At 70.4% G+C, this 24,950-nt stretch carries 19 protein-coding genes; 11 read left to right on the top strand and 8 right to left on the bottom strand.

Features of this window, described 5'->3' with window-relative positions:
• The 4 genes from KME75_RS08660 to KME75_RS08645 form a co-directional block, all read left to right on the top strand.
• A partial coding sequence (locus KME75_RS08660; protein ID WP_219414033.1) for a transposase occupies positions 1 to 317 on the top strand: 317 nt, incomplete at its 5' end.
• On the top strand, positions 235 to 1,083 hold the full coding sequence (locus KME75_RS08655; protein ID WP_219414032.1) for an extracellular solute-binding protein: 849 nt from the start codon (positions 235 to 237) through the stop codon (positions 1,081 to 1,083). The genes KME75_RS08660 and KME75_RS08655, both read left to right, overlap by 83 nt.
• Before the next feature lie 39 nt (positions 1,084 to 1,122).
• Positions 1,123 to 2,073: a carbohydrate ABC transporter permease gene (locus KME75_RS08650; protein WP_219414031.1), complete on the top strand. Its 951-nt coding sequence runs from the start codon at positions 1,123 to 1,125 to the stop codon at positions 2,071 to 2,073.
• The gene (locus tag KME75_RS08645) at positions 2,073 to 2,918 is read left to right on the top strand and encodes a carbohydrate ABC transporter permease (protein ID WP_219414030.1); all 846 of its coding nucleotides are present in this window, start codon (positions 2,073 to 2,075) and stop codon (positions 2,916 to 2,918) included. The genes KME75_RS08650 and KME75_RS08645 overlap by 1 nt, the downstream gene beginning before the upstream one ends.
• A 1,122-nt stretch (positions 2,919 to 4,040) precedes the next feature.
• Here the strand turns inward: KME75_RS08645 and KME75_RS08640 are convergent.
• The 3 genes from KME75_RS08640 to KME75_RS08630 are packed head-to-tail and all read right to left on the bottom strand — an operon-like array spanning position 4,041 to position 10,305.
• Complete coding sequence (locus KME75_RS08640; protein ID WP_219414029.1) at positions 4,041 to 5,783, bottom strand: NAD(P)H-dependent oxidoreductase subunit E; 1,743 nt, start codon at positions 5,781 to 5,783, stop codon at positions 4,041 to 4,043.
• Entirely contained in the window at positions 5,780 to 8,734 is a 2,955-nt protein-coding gene (gene fdhF / locus KME75_RS08635) for a formate dehydrogenase subunit alpha (protein ID WP_219414027.1), read from the bottom strand. The genes KME75_RS08640 and fdhF overlap by 4 nt, the downstream gene beginning before the upstream one ends.
• Positions 8,735 to 8,763: 29 nt before the next feature.
• A complete protein-coding gene (locus KME75_RS08630; protein WP_219414025.1) occupies positions 8,764 to 10,305 on the bottom strand; it encodes a bifunctional folylpolyglutamate synthase/dihydrofolate synthase in 1,542 nt (513 codons plus the stop codon).
• 146 nt (positions 10,306 to 10,451) lie between these two features.
• On the opposite strand from KME75_RS08630, the gene glyA reads away from it, so the two are divergent.
• The 7 genes from glyA (at position 10,452) to KME75_RS08595 (ending at position 20,049) form a co-directional block, all read left to right on the top strand.
• The gene (gene glyA / locus KME75_RS08625; protein ID WP_219414024.1) at positions 10,452 to 11,729 is read left to right on the top strand and encodes a serine hydroxymethyltransferase; all 1,278 of its coding nucleotides are present in this window, start codon (positions 10,452 to 10,454) and stop codon (positions 11,727 to 11,729) included.
• Positions 11,730 to 11,812: 83 nt separating this feature from the next.
• Entirely contained in the window at positions 11,813 to 14,518 is a 2,706-nt protein-coding gene (ppc, locus tag KME75_RS08620) for a phosphoenolpyruvate carboxylase (protein ID WP_308282650.1), read from the top strand.
• A gap of 230 nt (positions 14,519 to 14,748) precedes the next feature.
• Positions 14,749 to 15,939 (top strand): aminotransferase class V-fold PLP-dependent enzyme, encoded by a 1,191-nt coding sequence (locus KME75_RS08615; protein WP_219414022.1) that lies wholly within the window; start codon positions 14,749 to 14,751, stop codon positions 15,937 to 15,939.
• Positions 15,940 to 15,966: 27 nt separating this feature from the next.
• Positions 15,967 to 16,920, top strand: coding sequence for an HpcH/HpaI aldolase/citrate lyase family protein (locus tag KME75_RS08610; RefSeq protein WP_219414021.1), 954 nt, complete (start codon positions 15,967 to 15,969; stop codon positions 16,918 to 16,920).
• A 10-nt stretch (positions 16,921 to 16,930) separates the two neighbouring features.
• Positions 16,931 to 18,133, top strand: coding sequence for a malate--CoA ligase subunit beta (locus KME75_RS08605; protein ID WP_219414020.1), 1,203 nt, complete (start codon positions 16,931 to 16,933; stop codon positions 18,131 to 18,133).
• Positions 18,134 to 18,145: 12 nt separating this feature from the next.
• Positions 18,146 to 19,057, top strand: a complete 912-nt coding sequence (gene sucD, locus KME75_RS08600) for a succinate--CoA ligase subunit alpha (RefSeq protein WP_219414019.1) — start codon at positions 18,146 to 18,148, stop codon at positions 19,055 to 19,057.
• Between the two features lie 23 nt (positions 19,058 to 19,080).
• Positions 19,081 to 20,049: a 2-hydroxyacid dehydrogenase gene (locus tag KME75_RS08595; RefSeq protein ID WP_219414018.1), complete on the top strand. Its 969-nt coding sequence runs from the start codon at positions 19,081 to 19,083 to the stop codon at positions 20,047 to 20,049.
• A 113-nt stretch (positions 20,050 to 20,162) separates the two neighbouring features.
• On the opposite strand, the gene KME75_RS08590 is transcribed toward KME75_RS08595, so the two are convergent.
• From KME75_RS08590 to KME75_RS08570, 5 genes are all read right to left on the bottom strand, one after another.
• The gene (locus tag KME75_RS08590) at positions 20,163 to 20,489 is read right to left on the bottom strand and encodes a beta/alpha barrel domain-containing protein (protein WP_219414017.1); all 327 of its coding nucleotides are present in this window, start codon (positions 20,487 to 20,489) and stop codon (positions 20,163 to 20,165) included.
• Positions 20,490 to 20,551: 62 nt separating this feature from the next.
• Entirely contained in the window at positions 20,552 to 21,406 is an 855-nt protein-coding gene (folD, locus tag KME75_RS08585; protein ID WP_219414016.1) for a bifunctional methylenetetrahydrofolate dehydrogenase/methenyltetrahydrofolate cyclohydrolase FolD, read from the bottom strand.
• A 26-nt stretch (positions 21,407 to 21,432) separates the two neighbouring features.
• On the bottom strand, positions 21,433 to 22,656 hold the full coding sequence (locus KME75_RS08580; RefSeq protein ID WP_219414015.1) for a GAF domain-containing sensor histidine kinase: 1,224 nt from the start codon (positions 22,654 to 22,656) through the stop codon (positions 21,433 to 21,435).
• On the bottom strand, positions 22,653 to 23,339 hold the full coding sequence (locus KME75_RS08575) for a response regulator (protein WP_246631731.1): 687 nt from the start codon (positions 23,337 to 23,339) through the stop codon (positions 22,653 to 22,655). Before KME75_RS08575 ends, KME75_RS08580 begins: the two co-directional genes overlap by 4 nt.
• Positions 23,336 to 24,946: a trimethylamine N-oxide permease gene (locus KME75_RS08570; protein WP_246631730.1), complete on the bottom strand. Its 1,611-nt coding sequence runs from the start codon at positions 24,944 to 24,946 to the stop codon at positions 23,336 to 23,338. The genes KME75_RS08575 and KME75_RS08570 overlap by 4 nt, the downstream gene beginning before the upstream one ends.
• Between the last annotated feature and the right edge of the window lie 4 nt (positions 24,947 to 24,950).

Below are 24,950 nucleotides of genomic sequence, written 5' to 3'. Positions count from 1 at the left end.
TGCACATCGTCTGCGACAACTACGCCACCCACAAACACCCCACGGTCAAGGCTTGGCTGGCCCGCAACCCCCGGATCACCCTGCACTTCACCCCCACCTCCGGGTCCTGGCTCAACATGGTGGAGATCTTCTTCGGGATCATCACCCGCCAAGCCATCCGCCGCGGCAGCTTCGACTCCGTCCGCGAACTCATCGCCGCCATCCGCCGCTTCATCGACGCATGGAACGAGCGCTGTGAACCGTTCATCTGGACCAAGGACGCCGAGGCCATCCTGGCCAAAGCGCAGCGTCAAAAGACTTCGGACACGAGACACTAGGACGTGGCAGGAGCTGCGCGACCTCGGGATCCGGCTCGAGGAGCAGACCGGGGTTCCGGCCTACGCGGGCCAGGGCGCCAGCTACGAGGGCATGGTCGTCAACTACCTCGAGTACCTGTGGGGCGCGGGCGGTGACCTGTTCAACGCGGACCAGTCCGAAGTGCTCTTCGGCACCACCGACGCCGCCCTGCGCGCGTTGGAGTTCATGCGCGAGGCGCAGGCCAGCGGCTTCTACCACCCCGGCTACACCACGATGACCGAGGCCGAGGCGCGGCCGGCGTTCGAGTCCGGCCAAGCGATCTTCATGCGGCACTGGGTCAGCCCGTACCGCCAGATGGCCGGCCCGGAGGGCCAGATCGCGGACAAGCTCGGTATCGCCCCGCTGCCGACGTTCGACGGCGCGGACACCGTGTCCGCGGTCGGCGGGTACAACCTCGCGGTGAGCGCGTTCTCCGACCAGAAGGACCTCGCCAAGGAGTTCATCCGGTTCGCCGCGCTCGACGAGGACGTGCAGCGGCTCATCGCCGAGACCGGCCTGCCGCCCGCCATGGAGTCGGTCTACGCGCAGTTCCCCGACGACCCGGCGTTCCAGCTGCTCGCCCGGGTCCTGCCGCACTCCCGCGCCCGGCCCCCGGTGCCGCAATGGAACGCCATCAGCGCCACCATGCAGACCGAGCTCTTCGCCGCCTACACCGGCCAGAAGGAGCCGCAGGCCGCGATCGACGCCATCCGGCAGAAGCTGCAGGAGGTCGTCGATGACAAGTGAAGCCGTCGCTCGCACACAAGCGATCAGCGAGCCGCCGCGATGAGTGTGCCCACGTCGTCCCGGGGCCTCCGGCGCACTACCGCGCCGAAGGCCCCGGGTTCCACCGCGCGGCGCCGCAGGCGGTCGGGTCTCGGCAGCACCGCCCTGGGGCGCGTCTTCCTCGCGCCGTCGGGTGTCGTGATGACGCTGGTGCTGCTGTTCCCCATCGGCTACGCGTTCGTCCTCAGCCTGGGGGCCTACGACGGTCGCAGGTACGAGGGTTTCGCCGGGCTCGCCAACTACACCGAGGCCCTGACGTCGGCCCGCTTCTGGGACGGGATGTGGAACACCGCGGTGTTCACGGTGACGTCCGTGAGCGCCGAGTTCGTCATCGGCATGATCTTCGCGCTGATCATGAACCAGGCGTTCCGCGGCCGTGGCGGAACCCGCGCCGTCATCCTCATCCCGTGGGTCATCCCCACGGTGGTCGCCGCACAGATGTGGTCGATCCTGTTCAACATCCAGCCCGGGTTCATCAACTCGCTGCTCGGGCTCGGCAACTTCAACTGGCTCGGCCGTGAAGGCTGGGCGATGGCCGCGATCGTGTTCGCCGACGTGTGGAAGACCGCGCCGTTCGTGGCGTTGCTCCTGCTCGCCGGCCTGCAGACGATCCCCGACGAGCTCTACGAGAGCGCCGCGCTCGACGGCGCAGGCGCCTGGCAGCGCTTCCTGAACGTCACCCTGCCGTTGCTCAAGCCGGCGATCCTCGTGGCGTTGCTGTTCCGCACCGTGCAGGCGCTGCGCGTGTTCGACCTGCCCCAGGTCATGACGTTCGGCCAGTTCGGCACCGAGACGCTGTCGATCCTCGTGCAGGAGTACGTGGTGCGCACCGTCGACCTCGGGCTGGGCTCGGCGCTGTCGACCCTGACGTTCGTCGTCGTGCTCGGGGTCGGGATGCTCTTCATCAAGGCCCTCGGGCGCGAGGCCGTTCTCTCCGGAGGAGAACGCTGATGGCCACGACCCGCCGCGACCGGCCCGCGCAGCGGCTCTCCCGGATGCTGCTGCTCGCCGTCATCTACGCGTGGTGCCTGGTGCCCTTCGGGTGGCTGATCAGCACCAGCCTGAAGCAGGGCACCCAGGCGCTGCAGAGCGCCGACATGTTCCAGGGCCCTTTCGGCTTCGGCAACTACGTCGAGGTACTGGCCGAGGGTTTCGCCTACAACCTGCGCAACTCCTTGATCGTCGCGGCCTCCACAACGGTGCTCTGTATCGCGATCGGTGTGCTGGCCGGCTACGCCCTCGCGAGGCTGAACGTCCGGCGCAAGATGCTCATCCTCACCGGCGTCCTCGCCGTCTCACTGTTCCCGCCGGTCTCGCTCGTGCCGCCGTTGTACTCGCTGTGGCGCGAACTCGGGCTGCTCGACACCTACCCCGGCCTGTACCTCCCGTACACGGCCTTCGAGCTGCCGCTGGTGATCTTCCTCCTCACCACGTTCTTCGCCTCGATCCCCGTCGAGATAGAGGAGGCGGCGCTGGTCGACGGTGCCACCCGATTCCAGGCTTTCCACCGGGTGGTGCTCCCGCTGGCGACGCCCGGCATCTTCGCCGCTTCGATCATCACGTTCGTCGGCGCGTGGAACGAGTTCCTGCTGGCGAGCACGTTCGCCCCGCGCAGCCTCGCGGCGCAGACCGTCCCGGTCGCCATCGCCTCGCTGTCGGGCGATGTCCAGTTCGAACCGCCGATCGGCACCATCACCGCGGCCTGTGTGATCGTGACCGTGCCGATGGTGTTCGTCGCGCTCGTCTTTCAGAAGCGGATCATCTCGGGCCTCACGTCCGGCGGGTTGAAGGGATGATCCCCAGTGGCCGCTGCCTCGTCGAGTGCAGCGGCCACGAGAGCGACGAGGGTCAGGGCGTTGATCGACCGGGAGCTCTACTCGCCCACCGCGTAGATCGAGGATCCCGACCGGTGCGCGCCAGCGGAACCTCGCCGTCACCGGTCATCGCAACGAACGGGACGGCGACGGCGGCCCGCAGCCGGCCGCGTCCGCGGGTGCTGAGAGCCAGGAGTAGCAGGAGCGCCGCCAGGACCATCGGCATGACGTAGAACACCAGGAAGAACGCCACCCTGCCCGACTCCAGAACAGCGCCGACGTGAGGAACAGGCGCATGTCTGCAACAGGACGTCGGCAGCGGTCGACATCGGGAAGCTCCCGCATGTGGGCGCACTGATCGTCGCCGCGCCGGCCGGCCCGCGCGTCCGTAGGACTACGGGTCGCCCCGTCGTGGGAAGGAGGAGCCCCCCGGGGGGATCGGGCCGGTGCTGACGGCGGGCGTCGTCATACCCGGCGGTGGTGGACGTGGCAAGCCTCGGACCCGTCAGAGGTTTCGCCGCAGCTACGTGCTGCGCGCCCTCGTGCACTGCGGCCTGGGAGCGGCGGATGCAGGGACAGTGGAATCACGAGCGGGCTTACTACCGCTGCCGCTTCCCCCGCGAGGACGCGCTCGCCAACACGGTGGAGCACCCCTCGAACCGTTTCACGTCGCGGAGCATGACGTCCTGCCCGCCCTGGATGGTTGGCGCGGTGGGCTCTTCGCACCCGACAAGATCGAGCGCACGGTTGCAGCGATGGTAGAAGCGCGACCAGCCGATGCCACAGACCGCGGCTGACGGGAGCGGCGGCAGTAGCAAGCCGGGACAGCAGCACCGGCCTCACCTCATGGCGGCCGAGCGTCAGGCATGCCGCGCGTCGATGCAGTCTGCAGGGCGGGCACTTGGTGGACGCGGCAGCAGCAAACCGGTGCGGTGGCGTGCGGCACCCACCCTCGTCCCGGAGTGTGACCTGCACGACCTGCTCAACGACGTCTTCATGCCGCCCCCGGCGCAGCCGACGCCACCTCCCCTGATCGTGACCCCGCTGCGGCCGCTACGACACATGGAGCTTCGGAACGGCGTCGGCCAGCGCGGGCGAGGGAAGTCAGCGGGCCGGCTGGCCCGTCGCGCCGTCGGGCTTCGGCTGCTCGCGCGCGGCGGCGCCGCCTTTCTGTAGGCCCAGCACGCTCACGACCGGGCCCAGAGCCACCTGGCCCAGGCCGCAGATGGAGGTCTTGCGCATGGTCTCCTCGATCTGCAGAACCCGCGTCTTCCCGCCCTCGTCGAGCTCGGACCGGCCGCGCAGGAGCTCGTGGGCCTTCGCCGAGCCGACCCGGCAGGGCAGGCACTTGCCGCACGACTCGTCGCGGAAGAACCGCAGTACGTTCGTGGCCGCGGCGAGCAGGTCTGTGCCCTCCGCGAGCACCACCAGCGCGCCGGACCCGAGCATAGTGCCGGCCGCGGCGGCCGTGCCGAAGTCGAGTGCCATGTCGAGCTGGTCGGGTCCGAGGAAGTTGGACGACGCGCCGCCCGGCTGTATAGCGCCGACCGCGGCGCCACCAGTGACCCCGCCGGCCAGCTCGATCAGCTCACCGACCGTGGTGCCCATCGGCACGCAGTAGACGTCCGGCCGCTCCACGTGCCCGGACACGGCGAAGAACTTCCACCCGACCGACTCGCCGAGCCCCTGGTCCTGCCACCACTGCGCCCCGCGCCGCACGATCACCGGCACGTCGGCGAAGGTCTCCACCGAGTTGATCAGCGTCGGGCGCCCGTGCAGGCCGTAGTTGCCGGGGAACGGGGGCTTGTTGCGCGGCTCGCCCCGGTGCCCCTCCATGCATTCCAGCAGCGCGGTCTCCTCGCCGAGGATGTAGCCGCCGGGGGAGACGAACAGGTCCACCTCGAGGCGCCGCCCGCTGCCGCAAGCGTCCGGTCCGATGACCCCGGCGCGGCGGAGTGCGTCCAGCTCCGCGCGAAGCACGTGCTCCTCGGGCCCGTACTCGTGCCGGATGAAGACCCAGCCTTCCTCGGCGCCGACCACAGCCATCCCGATCAGCAGGCCCTCCAGCACTAGGTGCGGCTGGTCGGCCAGGATCTGTCGGTCCTTGAACGTTCCGGGCTCGGACTCGTCGGCGTTGCAGATCGCGTACTTCCTACTGCCGGGCTGGGCGCCGCGAACCAGGGACCACTTCTGCCCCGTCGGGAAGCCCGCACCGCCCATGCCGCGCAGGCCGGCGTCCGTCAGCGCCGTGATGATCTCGTCGGCATCGAGCGCACCGGTGAGCAGCGCGCGCAGCGTCGCGTACCGCTCCTCGGCGCAAGAGCCGGCCGGGTAGGGGTCGTTGGGCCAGGGCTCGTCGCGCCTCTGCGCAGGGGCGTCGCCGACCCCGACTCCATGGGCGGCGGCTACCAGCTCGTCCACCTCGGACAGCGGCGCCGGCCGCTCGTTCACGGCCACCGCGGGCGCGGCGTCGCAGCGGCCGAGGCAGGACACCTCGACGAGCTCCACGTCGGGGTCGGTCCCGTAGCGTTCGCGCAGCTCCGCGATCCGGGCGTTGCCGCCGCGCAGGAAGCACGGCAGGTCGTGGCAGGCGTGCAGCGCCACCTTCGGCGGCGGTGTCGTGCGGAAATGCGGGTAGAACGAGATCAGGCCCTCGATCTCGTATCGCGGGCGCCGGGTGTCGCGGGCCAGCTCCTCCAGCTCCTCGCGCGGCAGCCACCCCAGCCTGGCCTGGATCGCGTTCAGCGCGGGGATGAGCGACGGCCCGGGGAACTTCCCCGCCCGCGCCTCCACCCCGGGCACCCGGCGGGTCCCCACCTGCCCAGCCCGGTCGTTCGCATCGGTCATGCTCGAACTCCTGGCGTTGATGTCGGCTCCGCTGGCGCTGCGCCGAGGGGCTCGACCTGAACGGCACAGAACTTGAACTCAGGGATCTTCCCGATCGGGTCGATCTCGTCGATCGTCAGGAGATTCGCGGCGGCCTCGCGGAAGTGGAACGGGATGAAGCAGTTGCCCAGCTGCTCGCGGTGGCTGATGCGCACCAGCAGCTCGATGACGCCGCGCCGGGACCGCACGCGGGCCGTCTCGCCGTGCGCCAGGCCGCGGTCGGCGGCGTCCTTCGGGTGCATGTACACCTCAGCGACCGGCGAGATCGCGTCCAGCGCGTACGAGCGGCGGGTCATCGTGCCGGTGTGCCAGTGCTCGAGCAGCCGTCCGGTGTTGAGCACCAGCGGGTACTCGGCGTCCGGGAGTTCCTTGGGCGGCAGCCACTGCGCGGGAACGAGGTGGGCGAGCCCGTCGGCGGTGTTGAACTTCTCGTCGAACATGACGATCGTGCCGTCGCTGTGCTCGGGGTCGTCGTTGGGGTAGAGCTTGCCGGAGAGGCCGAGGTTGGAGTACGTGAGGTTCTTGTACGACGGCATCAGCGCGACCATCTCGTCGAACACCGCGCTGGGCGAGCCGTAGTCCCAGCCCAGCCCGATCCGGCGTGCGATGTCCTGCACGATCTCCCAGTCCAGGCGGGCCTGGCCCGGCGGGTCCATGACCTTACGGCCGAGCTGCACCCTGCGGTCGGTGTTGGTGTAGCTGCCGTCCTTCTCCAGGTACGAGGTGGCCGGCAGGATCACGTCGGCGAACTCTGCGGTCTCGGTCAGGAAGATGTCCTGGACCACCAGGAACTCCAGAGCGCTGAGCGCCTTGCGCACCTTGTTGATGTTCGGGTCGGAGAGGAACGGGTTCTCCCCGAGCATGTACATTCCGCGCACGCCGCCCGGCTGCAGCACCGAGGAGATGATCTCTGTAACGGTCATGCCGCGGTTCGGGTCGAGCGTGGTGCCCCATGCCTCCTCGAAGCGGCGCCGCGTCGCGTCCCGGTCCACGCCCTGGTAGTCGGGATAGAACATCGGGATCAGCCCGGCGTCCGACGCTCCCTGTACGTTGTTCTGCCCGCGCAGCGGGTGCAGCCCGGTGCCGGGGCGCCCGACGTTGCCGGTGATGGAGCACAAGGCGATCAGGCAGCGGGCGTTGTCGGTGCCGGTGGTGTGCTGGGAGATCCCCATGCCCCAATAGACGACGCCCGCGCCCGCCTCGCCCCAGACCCTCGCGACCTCGCGGATCAGGTCGGCGGGCACTCCGGTGATCTGCCCGGCGCGCTCGGGGGAATAGTCGGTCACCGTGCGCGCGAGCTCGGCGTAGTTCGATGTCCGGTTCGCGACGAACTCGCGGTCGATCAGTCCGAGCCGGATCACTTCGTGCATCACCGCGTTGTAGAACGCGACGTCGGTGCCCGGCTTGAGCTGGACGTGGAAGTCGGCGTGCTCGGATACCGTGGACGCGCGCGGATCGACATAAATGATCTTCGTGCCGCGCCGGCGGGCCTGCTTGAAGAACGAGCTGGCCACCGGGTGGTTGGCCGTCGGGTTGGAGCCAGTGATGATCACGACGTCGGCGTTGGCGACGTCGCCGTAGGTGGTGGACACCGCGCCCGAGCCGACGCCCTCGAACAGCGCGGCCACCGAGGAGGCGTGGCAGAGCCGGGTGCAGTGGTCGACGTTGTTGGTGCCGAAGCCGGTGCGGATGAGCTTCTGGAAGAGGTAGGCCTCCTCGTTGGAGCACTTCGCCGAACCGAACCCGGCAATCGCCCCGGGCCCGCTCGTCGCGCGGATCTCCGTCAGCCTGCGCGCGACGAGGTCGAGCGCCTCGTCCCAGGTGGCCTCGCGGAAATGCGGCATGACCTCGTCGTGGTCGACCAGCCCACCGGGCTTGCGGCCGCCGCCCCGCTTGTCACCCGGCTTCCGCTCCTCGCCGTCGCCGCCGCGGCGGGCGTCGCTGCGGCGCCCGTCACCCTCACCCCGGACGTCGGCCGACAGCGGGCCCTTCGGGTAGGAGCCCTCGACCCGGATCAGCGGCACGGTGATCCGCTGCGGTGACGCCGCGTAGTCCCAGCCGTAACGGCCCTTGACGCACAGCCGGCTGTGCGAGCCCGGCTGGTCGCGGCCCTCGGCGAAGGATATCGCGCCACGCTCCCGGTCGACGTAGAAGGTGAGCGCGCAGCCCACGCCGCAGTACGGGCACACCGAGTCGACCGCGTCCAGCTCGTTGCGCGGCCGGATCGGGATGTTGCGGATCGGCTTGTTGGTCAGCGCACCCGTGGGGCAGGCCTGCACGCACTCGCCACAGGTGACGCACGAGCTCGCGCCCATCGGGTCGTTCAGGTCGAACGCGATCCGCGCGGTGTAGCCCTTGCCGGAGCGGCCGATCACGTCGTTGCCCTGGATGTCGTCACATGCCCGGACACAGCGGTCGCAGAGGATGCAGGCGTCGTGATCGACGTCGATCACGGGGTTCGACGAGTCGGCGCCGCGGCCCGAGCCGCACGGCAGCTCGGTGGTCTCGCGGGCCACCCCATAGCGGTCCGCAAGGGTGAGCAGCAGATTGTCGCCGGTGGTCGTCTGCTTCGGGTCCACCGCCCGCGGCGGCTGGTCCGACACCAGGAGCTCGGTCAGGGTGGCACGACTGCGCTCCAGCTCGGGTGTGGAGGTCGTTATCGTCATGCCGTTCTCACACGGCCGGACACACGCCGCGGTGAACACCCGCCCGCCGGTGTCCACCACACACAACCGGCAGACACCCACCGGGTCGTAGCGCTCGTCGTGACACAACACCGGGATCTCGACGCCCACCGCCTTCGCCGCGTCGTAGATCGAGGTGCCCTCGGCGACGGTCACGTCATGGCCGTCGATCGAGGCGGTGACAGCGGCGACGGCGGCGGGGGCGGACGGTTCCTGGAGCGCGGTCATGACGAAACTCCTAGGTGGACGAACTCATTTCATGCCGACAGGATGTCGCCGATTGCGGCGACGAGATGGAAGGACCCTGCGGCGACGACGGGCCGGCCCGGCGCCGACAGCTCGAGGGCACGTTGCAACGCCGCCCCCGGATGGGCCGCGTCTGTGCTGACCGGTACACCGGCGCGCCGAGCGGCCCCGGCCAGCGCCGCCGCGGGGACGGAGGCACCAGCAGGGCGGTGGTCACCACCGGTGGTCACGAACTCAGTGGCGACAACGGCGGATGCCACCGGGGCGATGATCTCCAGCGCGGCACGCACGTCCTTGTTCCCTTTGAAGGCGAGCACCCACACGAACCGCTGCCCGGGGTGTTCGTCCCTGAGTACGGACACGACCGAACCCAGCTTGATCGGATTGTGCGCCCCGTCGAGGACGACCGGGTGCCCGTGCCACCGCCGCCGCTCGAACCGGCCCGGTAGCCGCACCTGGCGCAGCCCCCGGTGGACGGCGGTGGGATCGATCCTCCATCCGTCGCGTTGAGCGAGGTACGCGACCGCCCGCAGGGCGAGTGCGGCGTTGACGACCTGATGCCGACCGGGCAAGCCGAGTTCCCGCTCGACGAACGGAGGGGAACTGGGATCGGACGGGTCGAACAGCTCCAGCGTGCAGCGCCGCCCCGCGGCCTCCTCGACGAACACCTGATCGACCGCCTCGCACTGGGACTTCAGGGCGATCACGTGCCCGTGTCGGGGCATGATCCCCGCCTTCTCGGTGGCGATCTCGGCGAGGGTGTCGCCCAGGACCTCGGTGTGGTCGAGGCCGATGTGCGTGAGGAGCGCGAGCTTGTCCGCCCTGGTGATCGTGTTCGTGGAGTCCAGCCGCCCGCCCAGGCCGGTCTCCACGACCGCGTAGTCGGCTTCTCCATCGGCGAACAGCTGCGACGCGATGGCGTTGGTGACCTCGAAAAAGGTCGGACAGCCATGTTCCGACCTCGCGATCCGACCGATCCCGGGCATCAGGTCGACGAGGGTTCGGACGAGCAGGTGTTCGGCGACCGCCCGCCCGTCAAGGAGGAAGCGTTCCACGATGCTGTGCGCGTGCGGTGACAGGTGCGCGCCCACCGTGAAGCCGTGGGCGCCGAGCAGGCCGGCCACGAACGCCACCACGGACCCCTTGCCGGCCGTCCCGGCGACGTGCACTGACCGGCACCGGTCCTGGGGATCGCCGAGCGTCTCGCACAGCGCCCGGGCTCGCGCGACGCCGGCCCTGGCGCCGTGCCCGTCCCGGGATGCGCCAAGCCGCTGGTAGAGGAACGTCGTGGCGTCGTCGAGCGTCCGAATCGAGGGGAGCCCGCCCGCCCACGTGACGGGCGCCTCTCCGGCGGACGTGCCGCCGGACGAGGTCGTGGCGACGGTCCCGGACAGGGACATGGCGACCTCCTGGAACGCGACGCTGCCTGCGGAGCATCCCGGGCGGTGCGCGAGATGTAAACCCCTTATGGAGAGATTGTCTCCTGTACGGCAATTTTGTGCATGAGGACTCCCCTGGAGGGGGAGATACCGGGGGATCTCGGGGGCGGCCACATCCGATTTCCGGCTTCCGGGATCCAGACCGTGACGTGCGGAGATGTGTAGGTCGAGCCATCGGCTCGGGGGCGTTCCGCTGCCTTGACGCACAGCAGGTGGTCGATACCGTCCCCAGCTTGTCCAATCTCCCGGGGGTGTCGTGCATGAGTGATCTGCCCGCGAACTACTTCACCAGGCCCGTGGCGGAGGTCGATTCCGAGATCGCAGACGTTCTCAGGGGTGAGTTGGACCGCCAGGAGAGCACTCTGGAGATGATCGCGTCAGAGAACTTCGTGCCGCAGGCGGTGCTGGACTGCCAGGGCTCGGTGCTCACCAACAAGTACGCCGAGGGCTACCCCGGCCGGCGCTACTACGGGGGCTGCGAGCACGTCGACGTGGCGGAGCGGCTCGCGATCGAGCGGGCGAAGAACCTGTTCGGCGCCGAGCACGCCAATGTGCAGCCGCACAGCGGTGCCTCGGCCAACGCCATCGCGTTCAGTGCGCTGCTCGACCCGGGTGACTGTTTCCTCGGGCTCAAACTGGACCACGGCGGGCACCTCACGCACGGGATGCGGATCAACTTCTCCGGCCTGCACTACGACGTGGTCGGCTACGGCGTCGACCGGGAAACGTCGCTGATCGACATGGACGAGGTCACCCGGTTGGCCGAGTTGCACCGCCCGAAGATGATCTTAGCCGGCTGGTCGGCCTACCCGCGTCAGCTCGACTTCGCTCGGTTCCGCGAGATCGCCGACTCGGTCGGCGCCGTTCTCCTCGTCGACATGGCGCACTTCGCCGGGCTGGTCGCCGCGGGGGAGCACCCCAACCCGGTCCCGTACGCCGATGTCGTGACCACGACGATCCACAAGACCCTCGGCGGTCCGCGCGGGGGCATGATCCTGTGCCGGGACGAGTTCCGGAAGAAGATCGACTCGAGAACCTTCCCCGGCTGGCAGGGCGGACCGCTCATGCACGCGATCGCCGGCAAGGCAGTGACCCTGAAGATCGCGGCGTCAGAGGCGTTCCGGGAGCGCCAGCGGCGGACCAGGGCCGGGGCGAGGGCGGTCGCCGAGGAGATGCTCGCGGCCGGGCTCAACGTCCTCACCGGCGGCACCGACGTCCATCTCGTGCTCGCCGACCTGCGGGAGTCCGACCTGGACGGTCAGCAGGCCGAGGATCGCCTGCACGAGATCGGTATCACGGTGAACCGCAACTCCGTGCCGTTCGATCCGCGGCCGCCCGCCGTGTCGTCGGGGCTGCGGATCGGGACGCCGGCCCTGGCGACGCGGGGCCTGCGCGATGAGGACTTCCGCGAGCTCGGCAAGGTGATCGCCGAGGCGCTCACCGGCGAGCTCCACGAGTCCGCGCGGACGGCGCTGCGCAAGCGGACCCGCGCGATAGCCGAACTCCACCCGCTGTACCCCCAGCTGAGTACCGGATGAGCACGGCACCGGCCGGATGGCCCTCGGGAACGACGCGGTCGCCGGCGGAACCGGCGGTCGACTCGGCCGCGACCCATGCCGGTGTGGTCTCGCAGTCCGAGCACGGGGAGATGCGCCTGGCCATCCGCAGGTTGTCGACCCTGCTGGGGCAGACGCTGGTCCGGCACGGCGGCGAACAGCTCCTCGAGCTGGTCGAGCAGGTCCGCCGACAGGCCAGGACACCTGCCGAGGACGGAAGCGCGGAGATCGCCGCGCTCCTCGCTGGTCTCGATCCGGGGGCTGCCGTGAACCTGGCCAGGGCGTTCTCCTGCTACTTCCGGCTGGCGAACGTCACCGAACAGGTCCACCGGCGCCGCGAGCTGCGGCAACGCCGCCCCGGTGGCGAGGGCCCGCTGCGGTCGCTCGTCGAACGGCTCGTTCGGCATGCGGACCGCAACGACATCGAGGACGTGCTGGCGCGTGCTCAGCTGCGGCCGGTGTTCACCGCGCACCCGACGGAGGCGTCCCGGCTCTCGGTGCGGGGCATCCTCGGGCAGGTGGCGGGAGTTCTCGACGGGACAGTGCCCGAGTGGCGGCTGGCCGGCCTGGTCGACCTGCTCTGGCAGACCGACGAGATCCGCGAGTACCGGCCCACGGTCCTCGACGAGGCCCGGGTGGTGAGCCACTACCTCGAGCAGCTGGGCGCCGCCACGATCCCGGACCTGCTCGGTGAGTTCTCCGAGGTGCTCGCCGAGGCGGGCCTGCGGCTGCCAGCGGACGCCCGGCTGATCACCCTCGGGTGCTGGGTCGGCGGCGACCGCGACGGCAACCCGTACGTCACGCCGGGCACCACCCTCGAGGTGCTGCGGCTGTATGCGGAACGCGCTCTGCGGATCAACGCCGGGCTGGTGGAGGAACTCGGCAACGAGCTGAGCATCTCGACACGGGTGGTCGGCGTGTCCGAGGAGATGCGCGCGAGCTTGGCGGCTGATCGCCGATGCCTGCCCGAGGTCCACAGCCGACTCGTCCGCGCCGAGGTGCGGGAGCCCTACCGGCTCAAGTGTGCCTTCATCCTGGAGCGGCTCGACGGGACCAGGGCCCGATTGCGCGACGGCACGCCGCACGTCGCGGGGCACGACTACCTCGGCGCCCAGCAGTACCTGAACGACCTCACCGTCATCGACCGCTCCCTGCGGGGGCACCTCGGCGAACGCGTCGCCGAGGGCGCGCTCGCCCACGTCATACGGGTGGCCCGGACCATGGGTCTGCATCTCGCCGAACTCGACATCCGCGAGCACAGCGACGCCCACCATGCGGCCTTGGGCGTGCTCTACGAGCGGTCGGGCGAACCGGGGCCGAACTACGGCGACCTGGACCGCTCAGCTCGCGCCGCGCTGCTTTCCGCCGAGCTCGGCAGCGGGCGGCCGCTGGCACCGCGCCGCGGCGCGCTCCCGGCCGCGGCGGCCGGCGCGCTGGAGACCCTCGACGCACTGCGGGAGGCGCAGCAGATCTTCGGGCCGGAAGCGGCTCGCACCTACGTCGTGTCCATGTGCCGCGGCGCCGATGACGTGCTCGCCGTGGCGGTCCTGGCCCGCGAGGCCGGGCTGGTCGAGATCTGCGGGGACGAGGTCCACAGCTCGATCGACCTGGTGCCGCTGCTGGAGACGGTCGACGAGCTGAGCCAGGGCGGGGAGCTCCTCGACGCGCTGCTCAGCGACGTCCACTACCGGCGCATGGTCCGGGCCCGCGGGGACGTGCAGGAGGTCATGCTCGGCTACTCGGACTCCAACAAGGGTGCCGGTATCACCACCTCCCGGTGGGAGATCCAGCGCGCCCAACGGCACCTGCGCGACGTTGCAGCGCGGCACGGCGTACGCCTGCGGCTGTTCCACGGGCGCGGCGGTTCGGTCGGCAGGGGAGGCGGCCCCTCAGGAGAGGCTGTCGCGTCGAGTCCCTACGGGGTCGTCGACGGCGTCATGAAGGTCACCGAGCAGGGCGAGGTCGTCTCGGACAAGTACTCGCTGCCCGGCCTGGCCCACGACAATCTCGAGATCATGTTGGCGTCGGTGCTCGACGCCACGCTGCTGCACAAGGTCTCGCGCTGGCCCGCCGACACCCTGGCGCGCTGGGACGAGGCGATGAACGTGGTGAGTCGGGCCGCGCGGGCGGCCTACCGCGATCTGGTCGAGCGACCGGGGCTGCCCGAGTTCTTCGCCTCCGCGACACCGGTGGACGAGCTCGCCCTGCTGAACCTGGGGTCCCGGCCCTCGCGACGGCCCGGCGGCCACACCGCGACACTGGACGACCTGCGCGCCATCCCGTGGGTCTTCGGCTGGACGCAGACGCGCATGGTCCTCCCCGGCTGGTTCGGCCTGGGCAGCGGGCTGCGCGCGGCCAGGGAGAAGGGCTACGGCGACGTCCTCGACGAGATGCGCCAGTGGGCGTTCTTCACCAACCTGCTGGACAACGTGGAGATGACGCTGGCCAAGACCGACCTGCGGATCGCCCGCTGCTACGTCTCCGCGCTGGTGGAACCCGGGCTGCAGGACATCCTCGACACGATCCACCACGAGTACGACCACACCCTCCGCGAGGTCCTGCGCGCCACCGGGGCACCGGAGCTGCTGGCCCGCCACCCCGTCCTGCGGCAGACGTTGCAGGTGCGGGGCGCCTATCTGGAACCGCTGCACCACCTGCAGGTCGAGCTGCTCGGGCAGCGCCGCGCGGTGGACGAGCCGGATCCCGACCTCCTACGCGCGCTCCTGCTGACGGTGAACGGGATCGCGGCCGGCATGCGCAACACGGGGTAGAGCTCGCCGTGCACATCCTGTGCCCGCCGTGCACACCTCCGAGCACCCTCCGAGCATGTGCACGGTGGTGACGTGCCGTGCGCGGTACCGCCGGGTCACCCTCTGGTCTCCCCTTCATATCCCCGCTGCGGGGGATTCAGACCCCTCCTCACGTCCTTAGCGTCGGGGCAGCTCGATCGAATCTCATGGAAGCGGGGGCCCACATGGCCAGCGGCGTCACCCATCTCTTCGTGCCAGGCCCGACGAATGTTCCCGAGGTCGTGCGGCGCGCCCTGAACGTCCCGATGGAGGACCACCGGGCCCCCGACTTCCCCGATCTGGTGCTCGGGCTGCTCGCGGACCTGAAGATCCTGCTACGCAACGAGACCGGCCGCGTGTTCATCTACCCGTCGTCGGGCACCGGCGCATGGGAGGCCGCGATCACCAACACGTTGAGCCGCGGTGACCGGGTGCTGATGTCGCGGTTCGGCCAGTTCTCCCACCTCTGGGTCGACATGGCGCAGCGGCTCGGGTTGGACGTGGTCTGCGTCGACGTCGAGTGGGGTGCCGGCGTCCCACTCGACGAGTACGAGCGCCAACTTGTGGCCGACCCGAGCATCAAGGCCGTGTTCGCCACCCACAACGAGACCGCCACCGGCGTCACCTCCGATGTCGCCGGGGTTCGTCGGGCCATGGACGCGGCGGGCTCGGATGCGCTGCTGTTCGTCGACGGTGTCTCCTCCGTCGCGTCGATCGACCTCCGGCAGGAGGAATGGGGAGTCGATCTCGCGGTGACCGGGTCGCAGAAGGGGCTGATGCTCCCTGCCGGCCTGTCCATCCTCGGTGTGAGTGAGAAGGCTCTGCAGGCGGCGGCGACGTCCGCGATGGAACGCTGCTATTTCAGTTTCCAGGACATGATCACGACCAACGACGTCGGCTACTTCCCGTACACGCCGCCGGTCCCCCTGCTCCACGGCCTGCGCGCGTCGATCGACCGGCTCTTCGACGAGGGGCTCGCCGAGGTCTTCGCGCGTCACCACCGGCTCGCCGAGGGGGTACGGGTCGGGATCGCCGCACTGGGTCTGGACCTGTGCGCGGTGGCGCCCGAGTGGTACTCCGACACCGTCTCGGCCATCCGCGTCCCGCCGGGGGTCGACGGCGCCCAGGTCTGCCGGATCGCCTACCACCGGTACCGGACCTCGTTCGGTGCCGGGCTGTCCGAGGTCGCGGGCAAGGTCTTCCGGATCGGCCACCTCGGGGACCTCAACGAGGTCTCGTGCTTGGCCGCGCTCGCCGCGGCCGAGATGGCGCTGGCGGACGCGGGGGCGCGGGTGCGGCTCGGGGACGGTGTCGCCGCCGCCCAGGACTTCTACCGCAATGCACACCCGCAGGCCGACGAGCCGGTCGCGCTGTCCGCTGCCACGTCCGTCGCCCCGCGCTGAGCCCGTTCCGCTACCGAGGAGTGAACGATGAGTCACACCCTTCACCCGATGCGACAGCCCCGGCTGCAGCGCAGCGAGCTCGCCGTTCCGGGTTCCAACATGAGCTTCATCGACAAGGCCGCCGCCAGCACCGCCGACTTCGTGTTCCTCGACCTGGAGGACGCGGTGGCACCGCCGGAGAAGGAGCAGGCGCGCAAGAACGTCATCGCCGGGCTGAACGACATCGACTGGGCCGGCCTCGGCAAGACGGTGTCGGTGCGGATCAACGGCCTGGACACGCACTACATGTACCGCGACGTCATCGACGTCATGGAACAGGCCGGCGACCGCGTGCACACCATCCTCGTGCCGAAGGTCGGCGTGCCCTCCGACCTCTACCTGGTGGAAGCGCTGATCAACCAGGTGGAGCAGGCCCGCGGCTTCACGACCCGGGTGGGCACCGAGGCCCTCATCGAGACCGCGCTCGGGATGGCCAACGTCGAGGCGATCGCCGCCGCCGGCGGACGGCTGGAGGCGCTGCACTTCGGGGTCGCGGACTATGCCGCGAGCAACCGGGCGCGCACGGTGACCATCGGCGGGCTCAACCCGAACTACCCCGGGGACCAGTGGCACTTCGCCCTGTCCCGGATGACGGTCGCCTGCCGGGCGTACGGCCTGCGGCCCGTCGACGGGCCGTTCGGGGACTTCTCCGACCCGGACGGCTACCTGGCCGGCGCGCGGCGGGCCGCCGCGCTGGGCTGCGAGGGCAAGTGGGCGATCCACCCCAGCCAGGTCGAGCTGGCGAACGAGGTCTTCAGCCCGCCGGAGGACGAGGTTGAACGTGCCCGCCGGATCGTGGCCGAGCTGCGCAAGGCCGAGGCCGAGGGCAGGGGAGCGGCCGCCGTGGACGGGAAGATGATCGACGCCGCGTCCGAGCGGATGGCGCAGAACGTGATCGCGATGGACGACGCGATCCGGGCCGCCGCAGCTCTGCGGCGCTGAGGGGGTTGAGATGGACATCCACGAGTACCAGGCCAAGGAGATCCTCGCGCGGTTCGGCGTGCCCGTTCCGCGCGGCGGCGTGGCGTACAGCCCTGAGCAGGCGGCGTACCACAGCACCGAGATCGGCGGAGCGGCGTGGGTGGTCAAGGCTCAGGTGCACTCCGGCGGGCGTGGCGAGGCCGGCGGGGTCTCCGTGTGCCGCTCGGACCGGGAAGTGGCGGAGGCGGCCGGGAACCTGGTCGGCACGCGGCTGGTGACGCGGCAGGCGCCCGGGGGCAAACTCGTCTCCCGGGTGTATGTCGAGGAAGCCCTGGACATCGACCGCGAGCTGTACTTCGGCATCCTGCTGGACCGGGCCACCGAACGGATCGTGATCATCGCGTCCGCCGACGGCGGCATGGAGATCGAGCAGCTCGCCGCGTCCGCGCCCGAGGCGGTGGTGCGCATGTCGGTCGAGCCTGCGGTCGGCTTCCTGGAGTTCCAGGCCAGGGAGATCGCCATCGCCATCGGCCTCCGTGCGGAGCAGATTGCCCCGGCCTGCCGGGTCTTCCGAGGCGCCTACCGGGCTTTCCGCGACCTGGACGCCACGATGCTCGAGATCAACCCACTCGTCGTCACGGCGAGCGGACGCCTCATCGCCGCCGACGCGAAGATGTCCTTCGACGACAACGCGATCTTCCGCAACCCGGAGGTCTTCGAGCTGCGGGACCGCAGCCAGGAGGACCCGCGCGAGCGGCATGCCGCCGACCACGGGCTCGCGTACGTCGGGCTCGACGGCGACATCGGCTGCATCATCAATGGCGCCGGCCTGGCCATGGCCACCATGGACATGATCAAAGTGGCTGGCGGTGAACCGGCGAACTTCCTCGACATCGGCGGCGGCGCGTCGCCCGAGCGGGTGCTCAAGGCTTTCCGCGCGGTCCTCCAGGACAGGAACGTCGCGGCGATCCTGGTCAACATCTTCGCCGGGATCAACCGCTGTGACTGGGTGGCCGAAGGCGTGGTCGCGGCGTTCGCCGACGCCGACGTCGGGGTCCCGGTCGTAGCCCGCCTGTCCGGCACGCACGTCGAGCAGGGCAGGCGGATCCTCGACGGATCGGGCCTGCCGATCATCGTGGCGGACACGCTCGCGGAGGCGGCGGGGAAGGTGGTGGCGGCCGCCGCAGGCCGTCCACTGCGGTCGCTGCCCGCCCACCAGCCGATCAGCGCCTGAAGGAGTTCAGTGATGAGCATTCTCATCGACGACGAGACGCGGGTGATCGTGCAGGGCATCACCGGCCGGATCGGTGCGTTCCACACCGAAGAGATGCTGGCCTACGGCACTAACGTGGTCGGCGGCGTGACCCCGGGTAAGGGCGGCCAGACGGTCCTCGGGAAGCGGATCTTCAACACGGTCAAGGACGCGGTCCGGATCCAGAAGGCCGACGCCTCGATCGTCTTCGTGCCACCGCCGTTCGCCGCGGACGCGATCATGGAGGCGGCCGACGCCGGCATCCGCTACTGCGTCTGCATCACCGACGGGGTCCCGGCCCAGGACATGATTCGGGTGAAGCGCTACATGCGGCGCTACCGGATCGGGACGCGCATGCGCCTCACCGGGCCGAACTGTGCGGGCACGATCTCCCCGGGCAAGGCACTGCTCGGCATCATGCCCGGCCACATCTACCTGCCGGGCAGGATCGGGATCATCAGCCGCTCCGGCACCCTCAGCTACGAGGCGGCGGCCCAGCTCAAGGCGCTGGGCATCGGCGTCTCGACGTCGGTCGGCATCGGCGGCGATCCCGTGAACGGCTCGTCGTTCCGGGACCACCTCGGGCTCTTCGAGCACGACGAGGAGACCGACGCCGTGCTGATGATCGGCGAGATCGGGGGCCCGCAGGAGGCGGAAGGCGCCGCGTTCGTGCGCGAGCGCATGACCAAGCCGGTGATCGGGTACGTCGCGGGGCTGACGGCGCCGCCCGGCCGCACGATGGGCCATGCCGGCGCCATCGTCTCGGCGGCGGGGGAGTCCGCGCGGGAGAAGTCGGAGATCCTCGCCGCGGCCGGCATCACCATGGCGTCCGACCCGTCCAGCATGGGCACGACCGTCGCGCGGGTCCTGCGGGAGCGCGGCCTGCTCGAGCCGGCCGCGGTCTGAGCCCTTCGACCCGAGGAGAACTCATGCCGGATCCTGTGGTGGTCGTCACCCGGCGCTGGCCCGCCGAGGTGGAGGACGAGCTGTGCAGCCGCTTTCCCGACGTCCGCCTCAACGCCGACGACCGGCCGCTCGGGCCCGAGGGGCTGCGGCGGGCGCTGTGCGAGGCCGACGCGGTGCTCCCGACCGTCTCGGACCAGCTCCCCGCCGAGTTGTTCTCCGGCGGTACCCGGACCCGGTTCCTCGGCAACTTCGGCGTCGGCTTCAATCACATCGACGTCGCCGCCGCCGCCCGGGCCGGCATCGTCGTCACCAACACGCCCGGGGTGCTCACCGAAGCGACGGCCGACCTGGCGATGACCCTGCTGCTGATGGTGGCGCGCCGCACCGGCGAGGGCGAGCGGGAGCTCCGGGGTGGCGGCTGGGGCGGATGGCGACCGACCCATCTCGTCGGCGCCGAGGTCTCCGGAAAGACCCTCGGGATCATCGGCATGGGACGGATCGGCGCCGCGCTGGCCCGGCGCGGCCACTGCGGGTTCCAGATGCCCGTCGTCTACCACGACAGCCACGACCAGGCGGAGCGACCCGACATCCCGTGGGCGCGCAAGCTCGACACCGTGGAGGAGGTGCTCGAGATCGCCGACTTCGTCTCGCTGCACGTGCCCGGCGGCGGACCGAACACTCACCTGATGGACGCCGAGCGGCTGGCCAGGATGAAGCCGACGGCGTACCTGGTCAACACCGCCCGCGGGGACGTCGTCGACACCCTGGCGCTGGTCGAGGCCTTGACAGCCGGGACCATCGCCGGCGCCGGCCTGGACGTCTACGAGGGTGAGCCGGACATCCCCGAGGACCTGCGCCGGCTGGACAACGCTGTGCTGCTGCCCCATCTCGGCAGCGCGACCCGGGAGACCCGGATCGCGATGGGCAGGCTCGTGCTCGACAACCTGCAGGCCTTCGTGGACGGGCGGGAGCCGCCCTGCCGTGTCGCGTGACCCATCGCCCGTCGGATGGCCCGTGCGCCCGCGGGGCGGCATCGTCCCCTTGGACGAGGGAGCGACGACGTCGGCGGCCGAGCCGACCTCGCCGAGCCGTCGTCGGAACGGTGTCATCGTCGAGCGGTGGCGGATGCCGTGGCCGCCACCCTCGCCGCCCTGCGCGACAGCCCGTCGACGCCGGCGTCCAGAGCGCGGCGCGCCTCGGCGGCGCCGCTCACCTGGCAGCCGAGCGGCACCCCGGCATCGCGGATCCGGGCGGCGAACGGCCCCGGGTCCCCGAACGACAGCGTCACCGCCGCCGGCCCGCGCTCGAGCGCGGTGTCGAGTAGGTCCGGCTGCTCGGCGAGGAGCCAGGTGATGAAGCCGTAGCCCACCCGGCTGCCGACGGCCCGCCTTCGACACGGCGGCGCCGAGAGCACCGCCGGCGACGGTTCCATCGGGGCCAGGACGATCGGGTGCCGGATCGCCGAGCAGGGTGGTGAGTCGGGTCCGGAACACGTCAGAAGGCTGCCCGTGCGCGCTGGGTGAGGCGGGCCGCGGTCACTGTGTTGCGCAGCAGCATGGCGATCGTCATCGGGCCGACGCCGCCGGGTACCGGGGTGATGGCGGCGGCGATGCCGAGCACGGCGTCGGTGTCGACGTCTCCGCGCAGGCCCGTCTCGGTGCGGTGGATGCCGACGTCGATGACGGTGGCTCCGGGTTTGACAGCGTCAGGCCCGATCATCGTCGGTACTCCGGCGGCGGCGATCAGGACGTCCGCGCGGCGGCAGACGGCGGCGAGGTCGTGGGTGCGGGAGTGGCAGACGGTGACGGTGGCGTTGCGTTGGAGAAGGAGTTGCGCCATCGGCTTGCCGACCAGGTTGGAGCGCCCGACGACCACTGCCTCGGCGCCGTCGAGGTGCACGCCGGCGCGGTCGAGCAGGACGGTGATCCCGGCCGGGGTGCACGGCCGCAGTCCTGGGGTGCCGAGGGCCAAGCGGCCTGCGCTGGCCTCGGTGAGTCCGTCGACGTCCTTGTCGGGGTGGATGCGGGCGAGCAGGGCGGCGGTGTCGAGGTGGGCGGGGAGGGGGAGCTGGAGCAGGATGCCGGTGACGTCGGGATCGGCGCTGAGTGCGTCGATCAGTGCGGCGAGCTCGTGCTCGGCGATGTCGGCGGGGAGGTGGTGGTGCAGGTCGCGCATGCCGGCCTGCACGCACTGCCTTCGCTTGTTCGCGACGTAGACGGCGGAGGCGGAATCGTCCCCAACCAGCAGGGTGGCCAGCCCGGGTGGTTCAGGCAGCTCGGTGACGTCGTGGGCGATGCGTGCGCGCAGTTCCGCCGCTGCCGCCCGGCCGTCGATGATCGTTGCAGGCACTGTTGCCTCCTCCTCGCGTACGGCCGTCATCCGGTGGTTGCCGGCGACATCGGCGCGGTGGCCGTCACGGACGTGCCCGAACCCGTCCGGGACACCACCGTCAGGGTTCCGCCGACCAGATCGATGCGCTCCGCCATGCTCTGCAGGCCGTAGCCGCTGCTGTCCGAGGCGGTGTCGAAACCGACCCCGTCGTCGGTCAACCTGAGCTCTGCCAGCCCGCCGCGCACCGCGAACGCCAACTCGATGGTGCTGGCGGAGGCGTGTTTGAGCGCGTTCTGCAGGCCCTCCTGAGCGACGCGGTACAGCGCGATCTCCAGGTGCTCCGGCAACCGCTGGTCGGCCACGGCCAGGTGCACCTCGATGCCCGGGATGGAGCGGGCGAGGCTGGCGAGGCCACCGGCGAGGCCGAGGTCGTCGAGCACCGGTGGCCGTAGACCACCGATGGCGGCCCGCGCCTCTTCGAGCGTCAGGTCCACCAGGTCGCGGGCACATCCGAGCTGCTCGGCGGCGCAGACCGGGTCGTCGACCAGCGAGTGGCCGACCGCGTCGAGGTAGTAGGACAATGTGACGAGCCGCTGCGAGATGCCGTCGTGGATGTCGCCCGCCAGCCGGCGCCGCTCCGTCTCCTGCGCGGCGATGACCTGCTCGGCGAACCGCTCGTGCGCCCGCTCGCGGGCGGCGAGCCTGCGGTGCATCCGTGCCTTGTGCAACGCACCGGCCACGAGGCGACCGATCACCATGAGCAACCGAATGTCACGTTCAGTGAATTCCCGGCGACGTACGGTGTGGACGTTGAGCACGCCGACCAGCCCGGCGGGATCGCAGGCCATCGGCACCGACGCCATCGACGTGAACTCCGTGCCGCGTAGCGCCGGGATCGGGACGTAGCGGGCGTCGTCCTCCTTCCGCTCGATGATGACGGCCGGCTCGCAGTGGCTCGCCACCCATCCGGTGACCCCCGAACCCAGCGGCAACCGGATCCGTCCGGCCTGCACGTCGAAGGGAGGGGTGGCGCCTGCCAGGGTGAGCGATCCGCCGCCGTCGTCGAGCACGTGCACGAAGCAGACGTCCGTCGCCGTGGCCTGGGTGATCAGCCCGGCAACCGCCGCAGCGAGCGGCTCGATCGCCGGGCCGGTCGAGGCGGCGTCGATGATGCCGAGCAACAGCGCGTTCTCCTGTTCGAGGCTGACCAGGCCGAGCCCGGGGCCCGACGCGGCCGGGTCACGGAGCGAGCCGGTGGACGGGTTCACCGGCAGATCCCCTCCCGCAGGGCGGTGGCGACGGCGCCCGCTCTGTCGTTCACGCCGAGCTTGCGGTACACCGACCGCAGATGGCTCTTGACGGTCTCGTCGCTCACCACCAGCCGAGCCGCGATCCGTCGGTTGGACAACCCGGCGACCATCAGCGAGAGAACCTCGCTCTCCCGCTGGGTCAGCCCCTGGCGGGCGCCGGGCCAGAACTCGTCGCTGTGCAGCCGGGCCGCGGTGTCCACCGCCCGTCCCGCGAGTGCCGTGTCGATCACTGTGACCCCGTCTCGCGCCAGTTCCAGCTGCCGGACGAGGTCCTCGCCGTTGATCTGCTTGAGCAGGTACCCCGAGGCGCCGGCCCGGAGGGCCTGGAACAGGTACTGCTCGTCGTCGTAGACGCTGAGCAGCACGACCTTGCGCCCGGGGTCGGACTGCAGCAGGGTCCGGCACAGGTCCAACCCGCTGGCCCCGCGCATCCGCACGTCGCACAGGACGATGTCGGGGCGCACCCCGTCCACCACACGAACCGCGTTCTCCGCGCCGATCGACTCCCCGACGACGTCGACGCGGCCGCGGAACGGGGCGAGCATCGCCTTGAGCCCGTGCAGCACCATCTCGTGGTCGTCGACGAGCACAATCCGCAGCGGTGCCTTCGTCGGCGTCGGCATGGCCCGGAGCTCGGTCATCCGGCGGCGAGGAGCTGGCCGATCACGACCATCAGGACGCCGCCTCCGAGTACGACGTAGGGCAGCGCACCGGCCCGCTTCGTCGGCGCGACGACACTCCCATCCGCCCCGGTCTCGTACATCGACTGGGGGAATCGTCCCTTGTCCTGCACGAAGTGGCGGTAGGCGAAGATCGGGAGGATCAGCGCGGCGGCGATCACGCCCGAGAGCAAAGCCCCTTGCCCCCAGACGTTCGCGCCCCAGCCGAGCAGCAGCGCGTTGACGAACGCCAGTACCGCGCCGGCCCCGATCAGGACCGTGGGCGCCCGCCAGGGCCGGGGGATGTGCGCGTTGTCCATGCGGTGCAGCCAGCCCGCATTGAGGTTGAGGAAGTTGAAGATCATGTAGCAGACCGTGGACGAGGCGAGCACGAAGACGTAGTCGCTCATCAGCAGCAGCACGAGGTTGAAACCGAGATCGGTCCACATGGCCCTGGCCGGGGCGCCGTGTCGGTTCGCCCGGCCGAGGTAGCGGGGCAGCCACCCGTCCACCGAGCCCTGGTAGAGCGTGCGCGACGACCCTGCCATCGTCGTCATGATCGACAGGAGGAGGGCCAGGATCAGCATCACGACCAGCAGGTTGCCGATCACTGCGCCGCCGCCGACCATGTCGACCATCGCCGCTGCGACACCGGTGCCGTCGACGATCGGGTCGGTCGTGAGCCGGTCGACGCCGAGCGCGCCCTGGAACGAGAACGGCACGAGCGTGTAGACGGCCAGGCACACCAGGCCGGCCGCGAAGATCGCCTTGACCGTGTCGCGGGCCGGATCCTTGAACTCGCGTGTGTAGCAGATCGAGGTTTCGAAGGCGTAGGCCGACCAGGCCGCGAGGAACAGTCCACCGGCGAGCAGCGTCCAGCCCTCAACGTTCCAGGCCCCGCTCAACGGGACGAACGGGAGGAAGTTGGCGCGGGCGACGTCGCCGGTCAGCAGCGGCACGACGCCGACGACGAGCAACGGCACCAGGACCGCGAGCCCGATCACCAGCTGCACCCTGGCCGCCCTGAGCACGCCGTGGTGCTGCACGGCGAACACCAGCAGCAGGAAGCAGGCGGCGATGAGGAACTGCGCGTTGAACCGCAGTTCCAGCCCGTCCTTGAGCGCGCTGAGGTCGACGAGACCGACCGACCACGTGTTGATCGCAGCGTCGGCCGGGAAGAGCGCCGTCAGCAGATACCCGGCTCCGAGTCCGGCCCCGATCGCGAGGACGGGGGACCAGGCCAACCAGTTGCACCACACCGAGATCGGGGCCACGAGCCTCGAATAGGGGGCCCAAGCCATGGCCCCGTAGATCGACGCCCCACCCGACTTGTTCGGGTACAGCCCGGCGATCTCGGCGTAGGTGAAGCTCTGAATCAGCCCGAACGTGACCGACAGGGTCCACACCAGCACGGACGGCGTGCCGATCGTCGCGGCGATCGACCCGACCGAGAAGAGCACGAGGGCAGGCACGCCACTTGCGATCCAGAACGCGCCGGTCCAGCTGATGGTCCGTCGGAGGCCGGGATCCTCCGCCCGGGTGACCGGACCGATCCGATCGGGAGGTACTGCGGGACGAATCTCGGTCATGACC

The organism is Pseudonocardia nigra (assembly GCF_019396355.1).
Taxonomy (GTDB): Bacteria; Actinomycetota; Actinomycetes; order Mycobacteriales; family Pseudonocardiaceae; genus Pseudonocardia; species Pseudonocardia nigra.
This window is presented reverse-complemented; position numbering and strand designations above follow the sequence as displayed.